17 protein-coding genes are annotated in these 12,448 nt (G+C 60.3%); 8 read left to right on the top strand and 9 right to left on the bottom strand.

Annotated elements, in window-relative coordinates; genetic code table 11:
* Positions 1-9: 9 nt before the first annotated feature.
* Entirely contained in the window at positions 10-921 is a 912-nt protein-coding gene (locus Q0949_RS15240) for a LysR family transcriptional regulator (RefSeq protein ID WP_299374074.1), read from the top strand.
* 87 nt (positions 922-1,008) lie between these two features.
* Here the strand turns inward: Q0949_RS15240 and Q0949_RS15235 are convergent, their stop codons facing one another.
* Positions 1,009-1,203 (bottom strand): PLD nuclease N-terminal domain-containing protein, encoded by a 195-nt coding sequence (locus Q0949_RS15235; protein ID WP_299374071.1) that lies wholly within the window; start codon positions 1,201-1,203, stop codon positions 1,009-1,011.
* Positions 1,204-1,224: 21 nt separating this feature from the next.
* Positions 1,225-1,437, bottom strand: a complete 213-nt coding sequence (locus tag Q0949_RS15230) for a DUF2945 domain-containing protein (RefSeq protein WP_299374068.1) — start codon at positions 1,435-1,437, stop codon at positions 1,225-1,227.
* Between the two features lie 148 nt (positions 1,438-1,585).
* Here Q0949_RS15230 and Q0949_RS15225 point away from each other — a divergent pair, with 148 nt between their 5' ends.
* Positions 1,586-2,428 (top strand): formate/nitrite transporter family protein, encoded by an 843-nt coding sequence (locus tag Q0949_RS15225; RefSeq protein ID WP_299374065.1) that lies wholly within the window; start codon positions 1,586-1,588, stop codon positions 2,426-2,428.
* A 55-nt stretch (positions 2,429-2,483) separates the two neighbouring features.
* Here the strand turns inward: Q0949_RS15225 and Q0949_RS15220 are convergent, their stop codons facing one another.
* Both Q0949_RS15220 and Q0949_RS15215 read right to left on the bottom strand, forming a co-directional pair.
* A complete protein-coding gene (locus tag Q0949_RS15220) occupies positions 2,484-2,633 on the bottom strand; it encodes a hypothetical protein (RefSeq protein ID WP_299374062.1) in 150 nt (49 codons plus the stop codon).
* Positions 2,634-2,642: 9 nt separating this feature from the next.
* Complete coding sequence (locus tag Q0949_RS15215) at positions 2,643-2,810, bottom strand: hypothetical protein (protein ID WP_299374059.1); 168 nt, start codon at positions 2,808-2,810, stop codon at positions 2,643-2,645.
* Positions 2,811-2,985: 175 nt separating this feature from the next.
* Here Q0949_RS15215 and Q0949_RS15210 point away from each other — a divergent pair, with 175 nt between their 5' ends.
* The 4 genes from Q0949_RS15210 to Q0949_RS15195 all read left to right on the top strand — a co-directional run bounded on the left by Q0949_RS15210 (position 2,986) and on the right by Q0949_RS15195 (position 5,062).
* The gene (locus Q0949_RS15210; RefSeq protein ID WP_299374056.1) at positions 2,986-3,417 is read left to right on the top strand and encodes a hypothetical protein; all 432 of its coding nucleotides are present in this window, start codon (positions 2,986-2,988) and stop codon (positions 3,415-3,417) included.
* Positions 3,417-3,809 (top strand): phage holin family protein, encoded by a 393-nt coding sequence (locus Q0949_RS15205; protein ID WP_299374054.1) that lies wholly within the window; start codon positions 3,417-3,419, stop codon positions 3,807-3,809. Before Q0949_RS15210 ends, Q0949_RS15205 begins: the two co-directional genes overlap by 1 nt.
* The gene (locus Q0949_RS15200; RefSeq protein ID WP_299374051.1) at positions 3,799-4,593 is read left to right on the top strand and encodes a hypothetical protein; all 795 of its coding nucleotides are present in this window, start codon (positions 3,799-3,801) and stop codon (positions 4,591-4,593) included. The genes Q0949_RS15205 and Q0949_RS15200 overlap by 11 nt, the downstream gene beginning before the upstream one ends.
* A 91-nt stretch (positions 4,594-4,684) precedes the next feature.
* Positions 4,685-5,062 carry a DUF202 domain-containing protein gene (locus Q0949_RS15195; protein ID WP_299374048.1) on the top strand — a complete coding sequence of 126 codons (378 nt, stop codon included), beginning with the start codon at positions 4,685-4,687 and terminating at the stop codon, positions 5,060-5,062.
* Positions 5,063-5,161: 99 nt separating this feature from the next.
* Here the strand turns inward: Q0949_RS15195 and Q0949_RS15190 are convergent, their stop codons facing one another.
* From Q0949_RS15190 to Q0949_RS15180, 3 genes are all read right to left on the bottom strand, one after another.
* Positions 5,162-5,323, bottom strand: a complete 162-nt coding sequence (locus tag Q0949_RS15190; RefSeq protein WP_299374045.1) for a DUF1328 domain-containing protein — start codon at positions 5,321-5,323, stop codon at positions 5,162-5,164.
* A gap of 199 nt (positions 5,324-5,522) precedes the next feature.
* Positions 5,523-5,771 carry a hypothetical protein gene (locus tag Q0949_RS15185; protein WP_299374042.1) on the bottom strand — a complete coding sequence of 83 codons (249 nt, stop codon included), beginning with the start codon at positions 5,769-5,771 and terminating at the stop codon, positions 5,523-5,525.
* Between the two features lie 85 nt (positions 5,772-5,856).
* Complete coding sequence (locus Q0949_RS15180; protein ID WP_057821753.1) at positions 5,857-6,408, bottom strand: recombinase family protein; 552 nt, start codon at positions 6,406-6,408, stop codon at positions 5,857-5,859.
* Between the two features lie 125 nt (positions 6,409-6,533).
* Here Q0949_RS15180 and Q0949_RS15175 point away from each other — a divergent pair, with 125 nt between their 5' ends.
* Positions 6,534-9,431 (top strand): Tn3 family transposase, encoded by a 2,898-nt coding sequence (locus Q0949_RS15175; RefSeq protein WP_239368549.1) that lies wholly within the window; start codon positions 6,534-6,536, stop codon positions 9,429-9,431.
* A 205-nt stretch (positions 9,432-9,636) separates the two neighbouring features.
* Here Q0949_RS15175 and Q0949_RS15170 read toward each other — a convergent pair whose 3' ends face one another.
* On the bottom strand, positions 9,637-10,500 hold the full coding sequence (locus tag Q0949_RS15170) for a LysR family transcriptional regulator (protein ID WP_074940723.1): 864 nt from the start codon (positions 10,498-10,500) through the stop codon (positions 9,637-9,639).
* A 5-nt stretch (positions 10,501-10,505) separates the two neighbouring features.
* Positions 10,506-11,504 carry an NAD(P)-dependent oxidoreductase gene (locus Q0949_RS15165; protein WP_057821748.1) on the bottom strand — a complete coding sequence of 333 codons (999 nt, stop codon included), beginning with the start codon at positions 11,502-11,504 and terminating at the stop codon, positions 10,506-10,508.
* A 133-nt stretch (positions 11,505-11,637) separates the two neighbouring features.
* Here Q0949_RS15165 and phnC point away from each other — a divergent pair, with 133 nt between their 5' ends.
* Positions 11,638-12,426, top strand: coding sequence for a phosphonate ABC transporter ATP-binding protein (gene phnC / locus Q0949_RS15160; RefSeq protein ID WP_057821757.1), 789 nt, complete (start codon positions 11,638-11,640; stop codon positions 12,424-12,426).
* The last annotated feature ends 22 nt before the right edge of the window (positions 12,427-12,448 follow it).

Genomic DNA, 12,448 nt, shown 5'->3' with positions numbered 1-12,448 from the left:
TGATGCGCCATGCGGATCAATTACGATTTCCTCGACCTCGAAGCGTTTCTGGCCGTCCGGGACACGGGGTCGTTTCATCTGGCGTCAGAGCGGCTGCACCTGTCGCAGTCGTCGGTGACGCGGCGGGTGCAAAAGCTGGAAGACGCACTTGGCACGGTGCTGTTTGACCGGACCACCCGCGAGGTGCGTCCGACGCTTGCGGCCAAGCGATTGGCGCTGCGGGCCGAGGCGATCCTCGCGGATGCGCGCGAGACGATGCTGGCCATGCGCGACGACAGCGCCGCCTTTGCCCATCAGCGGGCGCAGACGGTGACGCTGGCCTGTCTGCCGACGCTGGTGGCGGGGCTGGTGGCACCCAGCCTGCGCCGGTTTGCTGAAGCCGGGCACCGGACGCGGGTGCGGGTGCTGGATCTGGCGGCGAATGACGTGGCCGAGGCCGTGGCACAGGGGGATGCGGATTTCGGGATCGGCGCGATTCCGATGCTGGAACCCACGACGGAGTTTGCGTTTCTGTTTGACGACACGATGGTGCTGGCCTTGCCGCCGGATCACCCGTTGGCAGCGCGGGATCAGCTGTCATGGGCGGATCTGAGCGGTGCCGCGCTGATCCTGCCGGCGCGGGGAACGGGCAACCGCCTGCTGATCGACGAGGCGCTGGCGCGCACGGGCACGCCGGTTGCGTGGACCTACGAGGTGGGGCGCACGGCCACGGCGCTGGACCTGGTGGCGCAAGGGGTGGGTATCGCGCCGCTGCCGCGTACGGCACTGCACGGGGTGCCGCCGTCGCGGGTGCGCTGTTGTGCCGTGACGTCGCCGGAGGTGGCGCGGCCCATTGGCCTGCTGACGCGGATGGGGCAGACGCCGACGCCCGCGGCGGATGCGCTGCGACAGGTAATCATCGAGGGTGTGGCGCTGCCGTAGGAGCGCATAAAAAAAGCCCGCCGCGGGACAGGCGGCGGGCTTGGGGATCCGGGTGGCATTGGCAGACGACACCCGGGAGGGGACTCGTTACGCAGTGGCGACGCGCCCGCGCGGACCTGCGATCAGCCATACGATGAAGCCGATCAGGGGCAGAATCAGGACGAACAGGCACCACAGAACCTTTTTGCCCGTCGACGCGCCTGAGCTGATGATCGACACCAGCGCCCAGATGGTCAGAATAAGAAGAATGAAACCGCCGATGCCGGCCACTTCGATACCCATTTTTACAATCCTTTCGATCGTTTATGCGGCTTCGATCTCCGAGCCGCTCTTGAGGACGCGGTCGCCATCATCCTGTTCGATCAGGTAGGCGGGATCGTCGTCACTTGCGTTGCGTTTGACGTCCGTGCCCTTGATGGTCTTGGTCACGTCGTCCGTGTAAATCTGTTTCACCGTGCCGGTCGCCGTGCCATCGCCCCAGCTCCACTTGACGGTATCTCCGGTTTGGAAGGACATGTTGCCTCCGTAGTGTGTTGACGGGGGATCAACGCGGCCCGTCAGGATCGGTTCCATCGGCGCCCATGTTTTTTTCAGAGTGGCCGCGTTGGAACCAATGGCACCGCCTGCGCGTTGACGTCCGACGCACGCTAACCGGAGGCTGCCCATGTCCCTGCCCGTCGATGACCTCGAAAACGACGACCTGATCGAACATGACGGTGACGATCGTGCCGTCGAAGAGGCGGGGATGCTGTCGCCCAAGCTGATTTTCGAAGCGGTGCGGCGCAATGGTGAAGAAGAGTTGTTGCGGCCCAACCGGGCACTGCTGTTCTCTGGCATTGCCGCGGGCATCCTCATTTCCTTTTCCGTGCTGGGCGAGGCGCTGTTGCGGTCCTGGCTGCCCGATGCGGAGTGGCGGTATGTCGTCGAGAACATGGGATATACGTTCGGTTTCATGCTCGTGATCCTGGGCCGGATGCAGTTGTTTACGGAAAACACGATCACCACCGTCGCGCCGGTGCTGATTTCGGGATCGGGTGCCGGGGCGTGGCGCATGGTCGAGCTGTGGGCGCTGGTGCTGGGCGCGAATGTGATCGGGGCCTTTGGCGTTGCGGCGTTTCTGGCCTATGCGCCGGTCCTGTCGGGTGAAGTCGCGGCGGCGATGATGGAGCTGAGCCAACACGCGACGGGCATGGCGGCCTTTGACGGGATGATGCGCGGCATCCCTGCAGGTGTCCTGATCGCGGCGCTGGTGTGGATGCTGCCCACGGCCAAGGGCAACGAGGTGGTGTTGATCTTTCTCTTTACCTGGCTGATCGCGCTTGGGGATTTCACGCATATCGTCGCCGGGTCGGTCGAGATGGCCTATCTGATGGTGCAGGGAGAACTGGGTCTGTTGCAGGCGGTATTCGGGTTCTTTCTGCCCGTTCTCGCGGGCAATGTGATCGGCGGCACGGTGATTTTCACGCTGCTGGTCTGGGCCCAGATCCAACCCGAAGTGCGGTCATAAAAAAACGCCGCGGCACGAGGGGTGCGGCGGCGTCTTTCTTGTTTTTGCGTCCGGCCTAGTGGTCGGGCGCGTCCTTGGCGAGCGTCGATTTCGGCGCGTCGGGGTCTTCAATCCGGTCCTCGACCTTGGATTTGCTGACCAGCGCAAAGACGATGACAGCACCCGCAGTGACGAGAAAAAGAACGGCAAGCAGAGAGATATCCATTATGTGTCCTCAGTTTGTTTCGGTGGCGGCCACTGGCGGCGGTGTGGCGTCATCATCCGGGGCCAGAGGGGCCAGCAGGATAAAGGCCAGAATGGCCACCACGACGGTGCCGATGCCCAGCAGGGCGGGGCTGTGGCGGCGTGTTTGTTTTTCGATATTCGTATCAGGCGCAGACATGTGCGTGCTCCTTTCGCGTTCAGTGACTTCGGAGTGACAACGCGGGGTGGGGCGGAAATGTTCCGACACCCTGAACGGTGCGTCGGTGACAGGGGCGTGGAACAAAACGGCCGCTGTGTCGTTGATCTTTCAACCGGCCACTGGCCGTTCACCCATGTTGCAGGAGATTTGCGAAATGACCCAGACGACTGATGCAAATGATATCAAAGACAAGATGACCGATGCCGGGGCGCAGGTCGCCGCCGACATCAAGCAAAGCGCATCTCACGCCGTATCCGACGCCACCGACACCGTGGCAGAGCGGGTTGAGAACGTGGCCGATGCGACCGCAGCCGCGCGCGACGAACTGCCCGGCGACAGCCCGGTGGACCCGGTTCTGGGTCAGGCCGTGGACGTGTTGGGCCAGGTTGCCGAACATTTGCGCGGCGCGGACCTGAATTCTGTCGCGCGCGACGTGAGCGATCTGGCGAAACGTCATCCGGTGCTGGCTCTTGGCGGTGCAGCGCTGGTCGGTTTTGCCGCCGCTCGGTTCCTCAAGGCGGGCCCTGCGCCAGATCGCGAAACGCTGGCCGGTGATCCGTGGATCGGACATGAGGAGCGTCTGTGATGCAGAACAACGCGACACCCCTGACACATCTGGGCACCGCTGCTGCGCACCTGCGCGGGCTGGTGACCAGCGAATGGCGTCTCGCCCGGATCGAGCTGGCCAAGAACCTGCGCGCGGCGCGCACGGGCATCATTTTGGCCGCTGTGGGCCTGGGCGGTGCGCTTTGCGCCATGTTCGCGCTGACCGGTGCGGTCTTTCTGGGTCTGTCGGCGCTGGGTCTGGCCGGATGGCTGGCCGCGCTGGCGACGGCAGGCGTGCTTGGCGTCATCGCGGGCCTGTGCCTTTGGATTGGCGTAACGCGCCTGTCGCCCAAGGCGATCGCGCCCACGCAAACGGCGGCCCATGCCGCCAAAACACTACGTATTGTAACGGAGAACACCCATGTCTCGTGATATGAACAGCGAAATTGCCAATGCCAACGCCCACCGCGACGGGCTGACCCATGCGCTCAGCGCGCTGTTGAGCACGCGGTTCCCCGACGAGGTGGGCCGTGCCGCGACCGGGCAGTTGTCGGATGTGGCGCGCACCGTGGTAGGGCAGGGACTGAAGGGTGCACGTGCGCATCCTGCGAGCCTCGCCCTGATCGGGACGGGTCTTGCGTTGCTCTTTGCGCCAAAAGCGAAACCTGCGCCCGCGCCGCGCGCCTCGGCGGCGGCACCGTTGTCCTCCGAATTCGAGCAACGCGTGGAAAAGGCCGATGCGCGCCTGAAGCAGAAGGCACGGATCGCAGCGGACAGCGTGGATGTCGGCCCCGGTCGCGCACAAGCGTTGCGCGTCAAGCTGGATGCCGGGTTGGACAAGCTGGGGCCGGACGCCCGCGCCCGCGTGCGTGCCGCCCGCCTGAAGGCTGTGACCGCGCAGGAAGGGCTGGAGCGGCATGCGTCCCGTCTGACCGAGACCGCGCGCAAGACCCACGCCGAACGGCCGTGGATGACGATGATCGCGGTTGCCGGCGCCGGCGCCTTGCTGGGTGCATTGCTGCCCGGCACACGCCGCGAAGCCGAGCTGATGGGTGCCAAGCGCGACCAGCTGATGCGTGAGGCGGAACGCACCCTGCGCGACGAGATCTCGGCTCTGGAAGCGCGTGGCAAGGCCGCCGTGCATTCCGGAATGTCGGCGGTCCGCAGCGAACTGGCTGCAACCGTCAACAGTGACGAAGTACGCCCTGTGCGGTGATCTGCCCCGATAAATACTGAAACAGGCCGGGATGCGTTTCGCTGTCCCGGCCTCTTTGCGTTGCACCTACCCCTGATCCGGAGATGCCCGAATGTCTGACTCGTCGAACCCTGATCGGACCGAATTGGCCGATACGCGCACACGATGGGCGGAGGATCGGACATTGCTGGCGAATGAGCGCACCTTTGCGGGGTGGATGCGGACGGGAATGGCCTGTGTCGCGCTCGCGCTTGGCCTCAAGGCGGTGTTCAAGGACACAGACTATCCCATCGTGGCAAAGACTGTGTCCGAGTTGTTTATACTGGCCGCGGTCCTGATCTTCTGGGCGGCCGTGTCGACCTGTCGGGCGACGGAAAAGCGCATGGATGACCATGACGTCGAGGCACAGTCCCATCGCCGCATGACGATTCTGGCGAGCATTCTGACGCTGGGAGCCGTGGCAACCGGCGTGATCCTCTGGCTGCTGTGACGGACCGGGACACCAGACGCAAAAACACCCCGACCATAAGTGCCAACCCATGTCGGGTGACGGTCGGGGTGCGGTTTGAATCGCGTCTGTGTCGCGCGGTCAGCTGCGCATGGCGCGCATGATCAGCGAACCGACGAACAGAACCAGGAACACGACGAACAGGATCTGCGCGATACCTGTCGCGGCACCGGCCACGCCACCGAAACCAAGAACGGCAGCAATCAAAGCGATGACAAGAAATGTGATGGCCCAACCAAGCATGGGAAAATCCTCCGGATTTGTGATCTGGCGGGCACCACATGCGCGCCGCCTTCTCATTAACAACGCATGAATGGTAAAAAGGTTCCGGATTTCAGAGGCTTGTGGCTAAGAAACCGGTGGGCGCCATGCGTAGAGGCATGAAAAAAGGCGCCTCCCGGAGAGGGAAGCGCCTTGGGTAGCGGTTGACGAGTTGACGAGGTTAGCTTTCGTCAGCCGCATCTTCTTCGGGGCTCTGGACGTCGATTGTGGGGACGGTCATGGTGACCTCTTCGCTGCCCACTTCGATATCACCCACATCGGCCTCGAATTCGGGGAGATTGCCACCTTCGACAGAGACGTCGACATCGGGCAGGCGCGCCTCTTCGGTCTGGTCGATGTCGATCATGTATGTACCAAATGCGATGGCGGCGACGGCGACGACAGCGCCAATAATTACACCCGTTTTCATGGGGTTACTCCTTTTCATGTTGGGGTCGAGTCCGGCTGAGTGCAGAATAGGGCGTTAAGCCTGGATTGGGCTTCTGTAGTCGAGCTCAGGCCGCGTTTTCGGTGAGATAGCGATAGATGGTGGCCTTAGAGAGGCTGTATTCAGCCATGAGGTCTTTGATCAGCTTACCTTGAGCGCGTTTTTCGCGGAGCTCTGCGATCTGATCATTGGTGAGCGCAGGCCGTTTGCCGAACTGAACGCCGCGATCTTTCGCCTTCTTGATTCCGTCCATTTGCCGTTCGGCCCGGATCTCAGTCTCGAATTGGCCGATAGCACCCAGCATGTTGAACAACAGACGACCAGTTGCATCGGATGTGTCGATGTTCTGGTCGAGGACGACAAGATCGACGCCCTTTTCGCGCAGCGTCTCCGCGACCTGACATAGGTGCAAAGTGGATCGGGCCAGTCGGTCGATGCGCGTTACAATCAGCTGGTCGCCTTCACGGACATAATTCAGACATTGCTTGAGCTGAGGGCGGGCATCGGTGGTGCCGCTGCGCTTTTCTTCGAACAGTTTGTCACAGTCGCTCAGTTTTTCACGCTGCACGTTTAGAGATTGTCCGACTGAACTGACGCGGGCATATCCGACTTTGGCCATGGGGTCTCGAATATATTAAGGGTTCATGCGACAACCATATTGAGACATTGAAAAAGACATGGCAAGCGTGATGTCTCAATATGTCTACTTTCAAAGACCACATCTCCTAACGAAAGAACAATCCGATGGCACATCGAGCGGTTCTGACCGCGCGACAACGCGCGGCACTTTTTGATCTCCCTACAGAGGAGATGGCGTTGCTGCGGCATTACACCCTGGATGATGAGGACATTGAACATATCCGCACACGGCGGCGACCAGAAAACCAAATCGGCTTTGCGCTTCAGCTTTGTGCCTTTCGGTTTCCGGGCCGTTTGCTGAAGGCTGGCGAAGTTATACCGGAACCTGTGTCCCGGTTCATAGCCGCTCAAATTGGACTGAAACCAGATGACCTGTTGCAATATGCCGCCCGTGAGAAGACACGACGAGAACATCTCGGCTCACTGCGTAAGATGTACGGTTACAAGATGTTTGCTGGCAAACATGCCAAGAAAATGCAGAGGTGGTTGGACCAGCACGCCGAGGCGGCTCAATCGAGTGAGGGTTTGGTTCGCGGGTTTGTGGAGGAATGCCGCAGGCGACAGGTTGTCCTGCCCGGCCTGTCGGTCATAGAACGACACTGTGCTGACGCATTGGTTGCGGCCGAACAACGGATCGAGGCTCGCATTGCGGCACGTCTCGACCTCGAAATGAAAGCCAAACTTAACGGTTTGCTCAATGAAGACGCTGATAGCCGGATCAGCCGCTTCATCTGGTTGCGACAATTCGAGGTGGGCAAGAACTCTGCCGATATCAACCGCCAGCTCGACCGGCTGGAATTCCTGCAGGGGATCGCGTTGTCGCCAACAATCCTGGACGACATTCCCGCACATCGGGTCACACGCCTTCGCCGCCAGGGGGAACGTTACTTTACGGATGGATTGCGGGACATCACCAGTGATCGACGACTGGCCATCCTTGCCACCTGCGTCGTTGAGTGGTCGGCTGCCATCGCAGATACCGTTGTCGAAACACATGACCGGATCGTTGGCTCAATCTGGCGGGAGGCAAAGAGGATTTGCGATGCCCGTGTTACCGCGGCGCAATCGGAGATCGCGGCGACCCTGGCCGGGTTTGAGACTCTGGGCACGACATTGTTGATCGCCAAGGGAGATGAGGTGGCTATCGCCGGTGCCGTGGATGCATCTTGTGGCTGGGATGCTCTGGAAAACCTCGTTGCAACAGCAAGGTCACTCAGTAAGACCGTCAAGGCGGGTGCACTGGCTTATGTCGAGCAGGGGTATCATCGGTTCAAGCTCTATGCCCCCCGAATGCTGGCAACATTGGACATCACAGGGGCCAGTGTGGCTCAGCCTTTGCTTGCGGCGGCCGATGTGATCCGCGACAGGCAAGATATTCCAAGCCGCTCTGCGCCATTTCTTCAGCCCCGATCAAAATGGCGAGGGCATCTCAGCGACCCCGAAACGAACCGGGACCGTCTCTGGGTTGTCGCGGTGCTGTTCCATCTGCGTGAGGCCTTCAGATCCGGTGATGTCTGGCTTGCTCATTCTCGCCGCTACAGCGACCTGAAACAGGCTCTGGTTCCGGTCGAGGCCGCGCAGACTATGGGATTGTCGATGCCATTGAAGCCGGAAGTCTGGCTTGCAGATCGAAAACAACGGCTGGACGACGGGCTGCACAGGCTTGCCAAGGCAGTCAGGAACGGCGCCCTCCCAGGCGGGATCATCGAGGATGGGCGATTGCGCGTCGAACGCCTTGAAGCTGACGTTCCCGCTGAAGCCGATAGCCTGATCCTGGACCTCTATCGTCGCCTGCCAGAAGTGCGGATCACAGATATGCTCACGGAGGTGGCCAATGACACAGGGTTCATTGACGCCTTCACCCATCTGCGTACCGGGGCACCGTGCAAAGACAGGCTTGGCATGCTGAATGTTGTTCTCGCAGAGGGTCTGAATCTTGGACTCAGCAAAATGGCCGGGGCGAGCAGTACCCATAACTTTAAGCAATTGGCCCGGCTCTCAAACTGGCACGTGGAAAGTGAGGCCATCAATCGGGCACTGGCTATGGTGATCGAGGCGCAGGCGTGGTTGCCAATGGCAAAATACTGGGGTGCTGGTGAAACCGCTTCCAGTGACGGTCAGTTCTTTCCCACCACACGCCAGGGCGAGGCGATGAATCTGATCAATGCGAAGTACGGCCATGAGCCCGGCCTGAAAGCCTATACCCATGTATCAGATCAATATGGCCCCTTCGCCACACAGGTGATCCCAGCTACAGTGAACGAGGCACCGTACATTCTGGACGGTCTGCTAATGAACCCGAGCGGCAAACGGATCAAAGAACAATACGCAGATACGGGCGGCTTCACAGACCTCGTCTTTGCGGCCACCTCGTTGCTCGGCTACCGGTTCATCCCGCGCATCAAGGACTTACCTTCAAAGCGGCTGCATGTCTTTGATCGTCATGGGGTCCCGAACGAACTAAAAGGCCTGGCCGGTGACCGCATCCGCGAAAACACGATTATCGCCAACTGGCCGGACGTGTTGCGCTGCATCGCGACGATGCTCTCCGGGAGAATGCAACCGAGCCAGCTTCTGAAGAAACTGGCAGCACGGCCACGGCAACATGATCTGGCCATTGCCCTTCGTGAAATCGGACGTATCGAGCGGACGCTGTTTATCATTGATTGGCTACTTGATACCGATATGCAGCGCCGCGCACAGATTGGCCTCAACAAAGGAGAAGCACATCATGCCCTGAAGAACGCACTGCGGATCGGTCGCCAAGGCGAAATCCGCGACCGTACAACTGAGGGCCAGCATTTCCGCATCGCAGGGCTGAACCTGCTCACCGCCATCATCATCTATTGGAACACCAAGCAACTCGGTTTTGCGGTCGCCGCGCGACAAAATGCTGGGCTCGATACACCCGCATATCTTCTCTCACATATCTCGCCCCTCGGATGGGCACATATTATCCTCACAGGTGAATATCGGTGGAGGCGGATGATGGAAAACCCATGAAACCTCGTGCAGCGACAACACCGGTCATTCATCAGCAGCCAGCGAAATCTGACTCCAAGCCCACTTTGACCAATGCTGAGATCTGCATGGATGGTTGCTTCAGTGAAACGGGCAGGATCAAGATCCGTGCTGACCAACCGCCACCGAGTGATTGCTTTGCATTACATAGATCAAATGTAGTCGTGCGCCAGTTTGCGGATCGGTCCTAGCCAGTTAGAAAGCGGGACAGCTTTGTTGCGATTTCGTCGTCTCTGATCGTCTTCAGGCGGGCTGTGAAGAATGTCTTCTTCATCGCCATTCCTTTGATGGAAATACCGATCAGTGCGCCGGTATCAATTTCATGGGTTACAGCTTCGGCGAGAATGATAGAAGCACCCAAGCCGGACATGACAGCCTGTTTGACGGCTTCGGTCGATCCGACATTCGCGCGCGTGCGCAGTTCGCCGGCCCTGTCGCCCAACACATCGCGCAGGAGCGTGCCGGTGCCGGATCCACTTTCCCCGCCGATCATTTCAAGTGTGAGGAACTCCTCGACGGTGATCTCGCGGCGGCCCGCCCAAGGATGGTCGGTGGGCAGGATCACGATCATCTCCGCGCTGCGCCACCGCTCTGCCGCGACATCCGGGTGTGAAAGGGGCCATTCCATTGCCGCAATGTCGATCTCCCGGCTCAGTAGCATCTCGGCGATGCGGGGATTGGGTGCCGAGGTGATTTCCCACCGGCCTCGCCAGTCCTCCGCGTCCAGAAACCCTTTGAACGCCTTGGCCATATAGTAGCTGGCGATATTGCCACTGCACCCAACGATCAGACTGTCGTCGCGCGCGATGGTCTCGGCGCGTGCAGCAGATTTCAACAGATGGCGCGCATGAGGCAGGAAGCGTTCGCCATGCCGTGTCGGACGGCTGCCAGCATGACTACGCTCGATCAGTGGAACGCCTAAATCCTCTTCAAGCTTTTGCAAATGCTGGGAAATTGTCGGTTGTGCGATCTTCAAGCGGGTCGCAGCGCCATGGAAACTACCCGCTTCGACAAGACCGACAAAGCTCCGCACAAGGCTCAGGTTCAGCATCACACTTATCCTTTCAGGACTTGGGGGTTCAGCGCTGTCTCGGGTAGGTCGCCTTTGAGTGTTGTGATAATGCTGTCCGCCGCCGAGGCTGCGATGGCGCGCCGCACCTCAACCACAGCCGATCCGATATGCGGTGTCAGAACGGTTTTCTCCGAAGCCAACAGGGCGGGGTGGACGTGCTGTGGACGGTCGGGCCTGGCCCAGTCTTCCATCTCATAGGTGTCGGCAGCGTATCCACCCAGATGGCCGGTTTCGAGCGCGGATGCGACGTCGGCTTCATTGACCAGGCTGCCGCGCGCAGGATTTATCAGGCAGGCCCCTGGTTTCATGCGGGAGATAAATGCGGCATCGACCATCCCAAGCGTCGCCTCGGTCAAAGGAACCGCCAGAACAACGAAATCCGATGTGGCCACGATTTCGTCCAGCGCAGCCTTGCGCGCGCTCAGCGCTTTCTCGGTTGTCGGATCCAGTGGCGTCACATCGTGATAAAGCCGCGTTCCCCGAAAGCCGGATAGCAGTCGCAGTGTTTCGCGCCCGACAGCCCCCGCGCCGATGACGCCGACCACAGCGCCCTGCAACGTGCCCCCGTAAAAGCGCGCGCGCCATCCAGCGTAGGTGCCCGTCCGCATGTGCGTATCGCCGTCCCGCATGTTCCGGGTCAGAGCGATCATCAGCCCAAGCGTGAGTTCCGCCGTCGGTTCGGTCAGCAGATCGGGCACGATCGTGACCAACACGCCATGATCCGTGCAGGCAGTGACATCAATGTTGTCAAAGCCTTTCAGTGCCCCCGCCACGATCTTCAGATGCGGGCAGGCTTCGAGAAATGCGCGGTCCACCGCTTCCGTCATGAAGGCCATCAGTGCAGTTGCGTCCGCACAAACCTCTTTCAGCCGTTCGAACGATAACGGCTCTGTGCTGTCATTCGAAATGACCTCGCCGACCATCCGTAGGGTGGCCAGTGTCTCGTCCTCGATCCAGTTCGGCACAATGATTTTTTCGCGCATTGAGGTCATCCCTCCCTTTTTTCGCATTGCTATCAAGGCAAGAGGGTAATCGCAATATGTAATAATTCTGTTGCTTTGATCGCGTAGCAGAATGGGTGACGAAGGGGAATCGGTCGATATGGGACAGCAGCAGATGGCTTTTGATCGGAGCGATACGAAGACGGATGCGGCACCAATCCTGTGCCTGGACCAGGTCGAAGTGATCTATCCGAACGGCACGGTCGCATTGCAGCCGACGACCGTTGATTTCGAAGACGGCGAATTGACGGTGTTGCTGGGTCCTTCAGGCGCGGGCAAATCCACTTTGCTGCGCACCTTGAATCTGCTCGTGCGGCCCACATCCGGGGCGGTCCTGTCACGGGAGATCGGAACGCTGGATGCGACTCAATCCATCCGGGCGCATCGCCGCGATACGGCGATGATCTTCCAGCAACACCAGCTTATCGGCCGGATGGGGGCAATGCACAATGTCCTCTTGTCCCGGCTTGGGCGGCATTCCTTCTGGCGCACCCTTGTTGGTTTCTCGGAAGAGGAACGACGGCTGGCCCTTGAGTGCCTGACACGCGTGGGCCTTTTCGAAAAAGCGCTGACGCGCTGCGACAGCCTCTCGGGTGGCCAGCAGCAGCGCGTCGGCATCGCGCGTGCGCTGGCTCAAGAGCCGAAGATGATCCTCGCCGACGAGCCTGTAGCGTCGCTCGATCCGGCCTCATCCGAGCGCGTGCTGAACGTCCTGCGCTCGATCTGCAAGGAAGACCGCATTCCGGTGATCGTCAGTCTGCACCAGCTCGATTACGCCAAGGCTTTTGCGGACCGGATCATCGGCCTCGCCGGTGGGCAGATCGTCTTCGACGGCCCGCCCACACAGCTTTCCGAAACTGTCCTGACCCAGATCTATGGATCGACCGGGCAGGATGCGACTTGAGTTCATCATCATAGGAGACCCA

It is taken from the genome of uncultured Tateyamaria sp. (assembly GCF_947487805.1).
In the GTDB taxonomy this organism is placed as follows: Bacteria; Pseudomonadota; Alphaproteobacteria; order Rhodobacterales; family Rhodobacteraceae; genus Tateyamaria.
Note: the sequence above shows the minus strand (reverse complement) of the source record. Positions and strands in the feature narration are given on the sequence as shown.

What these genes read in the sequence shown, in the direction of transcription:
- Q0949_RS15240 (WP_299374074.1), top strand. Translation starts at nt 10, where the DNA reads ATGCGGATCAATTACGATTTCCTCGACCTCGAAGCGTTTCTGGCCGTC.
- Q0949_RS15235 (WP_299374071.1), bottom strand. Translation starts at nt 1,203, where the DNA reads ATGGGTATCGAAGTGGCCGGCATCGGCGGTTTCATTCTTCTTATTCTG.
- Q0949_RS15230 (WP_299374068.1), bottom strand. Translation starts at nt 1,437, where the DNA reads ATGTCCTTCCAAACCGGAGATACCGTCAAGTGGAGCTGGGGCGATGGC.
- Q0949_RS15225 (WP_299374065.1), top strand. Translation starts at nt 1,586, where the DNA reads ATGTCCCTGCCCGTCGATGACCTCGAAAACGACGACCTGATCGAACAT.
- Q0949_RS15220 (WP_299374062.1), bottom strand. Translation starts at nt 2,633, where the DNA reads ATGGATATCTCTCTGCTTGCCGTTCTTTTTCTCGTCACTGCGGGTGCT.
- Q0949_RS15215 (WP_299374059.1), bottom strand. Translation starts at nt 2,810, where the DNA reads ATGTCTGCGCCTGATACGAATATCGAAAAACAAACACGCCGCCACAGC.
- Q0949_RS15210 (WP_299374056.1), top strand. Translation starts at nt 2,986, where the DNA reads ATGACCCAGACGACTGATGCAAATGATATCAAAGACAAGATGACCGAT.
- Q0949_RS15205 (WP_299374054.1), top strand. Translation starts at nt 3,417, where the DNA reads ATGCAGAACAACGCGACACCCCTGACACATCTGGGCACCGCTGCTGCG.
- Q0949_RS15200 (WP_299374051.1), top strand. Translation starts at nt 3,799, where the DNA reads ATGTCTCGTGATATGAACAGCGAAATTGCCAATGCCAACGCCCACCGC.
- Q0949_RS15195 (WP_299374048.1), top strand. Translation starts at nt 4,685, where the DNA reads ATGTCTGACTCGTCGAACCCTGATCGGACCGAATTGGCCGATACGCGC.
- Q0949_RS15190 (WP_299374045.1), bottom strand. Translation starts at nt 5,323, where the DNA reads ATGCTTGGTTGGGCCATCACATTTCTTGTCATCGCTTTGATTGCTGCC.
- Q0949_RS15185 (WP_299374042.1), bottom strand. Translation starts at nt 5,771, where the DNA reads ATGAAAACGGGTGTAATTATTGGCGCTGTCGTCGCCGTCGCCGCCATC.
- Q0949_RS15180 (WP_057821753.1), bottom strand. Translation starts at nt 6,408, where the DNA reads ATGGCCAAAGTCGGATATGCCCGCGTCAGTTCAGTCGGACAATCTCTA.
- Q0949_RS15175 (WP_239368549.1), top strand. Translation starts at nt 6,534, where the DNA reads ATGGCACATCGAGCGGTTCTGACCGCGCGACAACGCGCGGCACTTTTT.
- Q0949_RS15170 (WP_074940723.1), bottom strand. Translation starts at nt 10,500, where the DNA reads ATGCTGAACCTGAGCCTTGTGCGGAGCTTTGTCGGTCTTGTCGAAGCG.
- Q0949_RS15165 (WP_057821748.1), bottom strand. Translation starts at nt 11,504, where the DNA reads ATGCGCGAAAAAATCATTGTGCCGAACTGGATCGAGGACGAGACACTG.
- phnC (WP_057821757.1), top strand. Translation starts at nt 11,638, where the DNA reads ATGGCTTTTGATCGGAGCGATACGAAGACGGATGCGGCACCAATCCTG.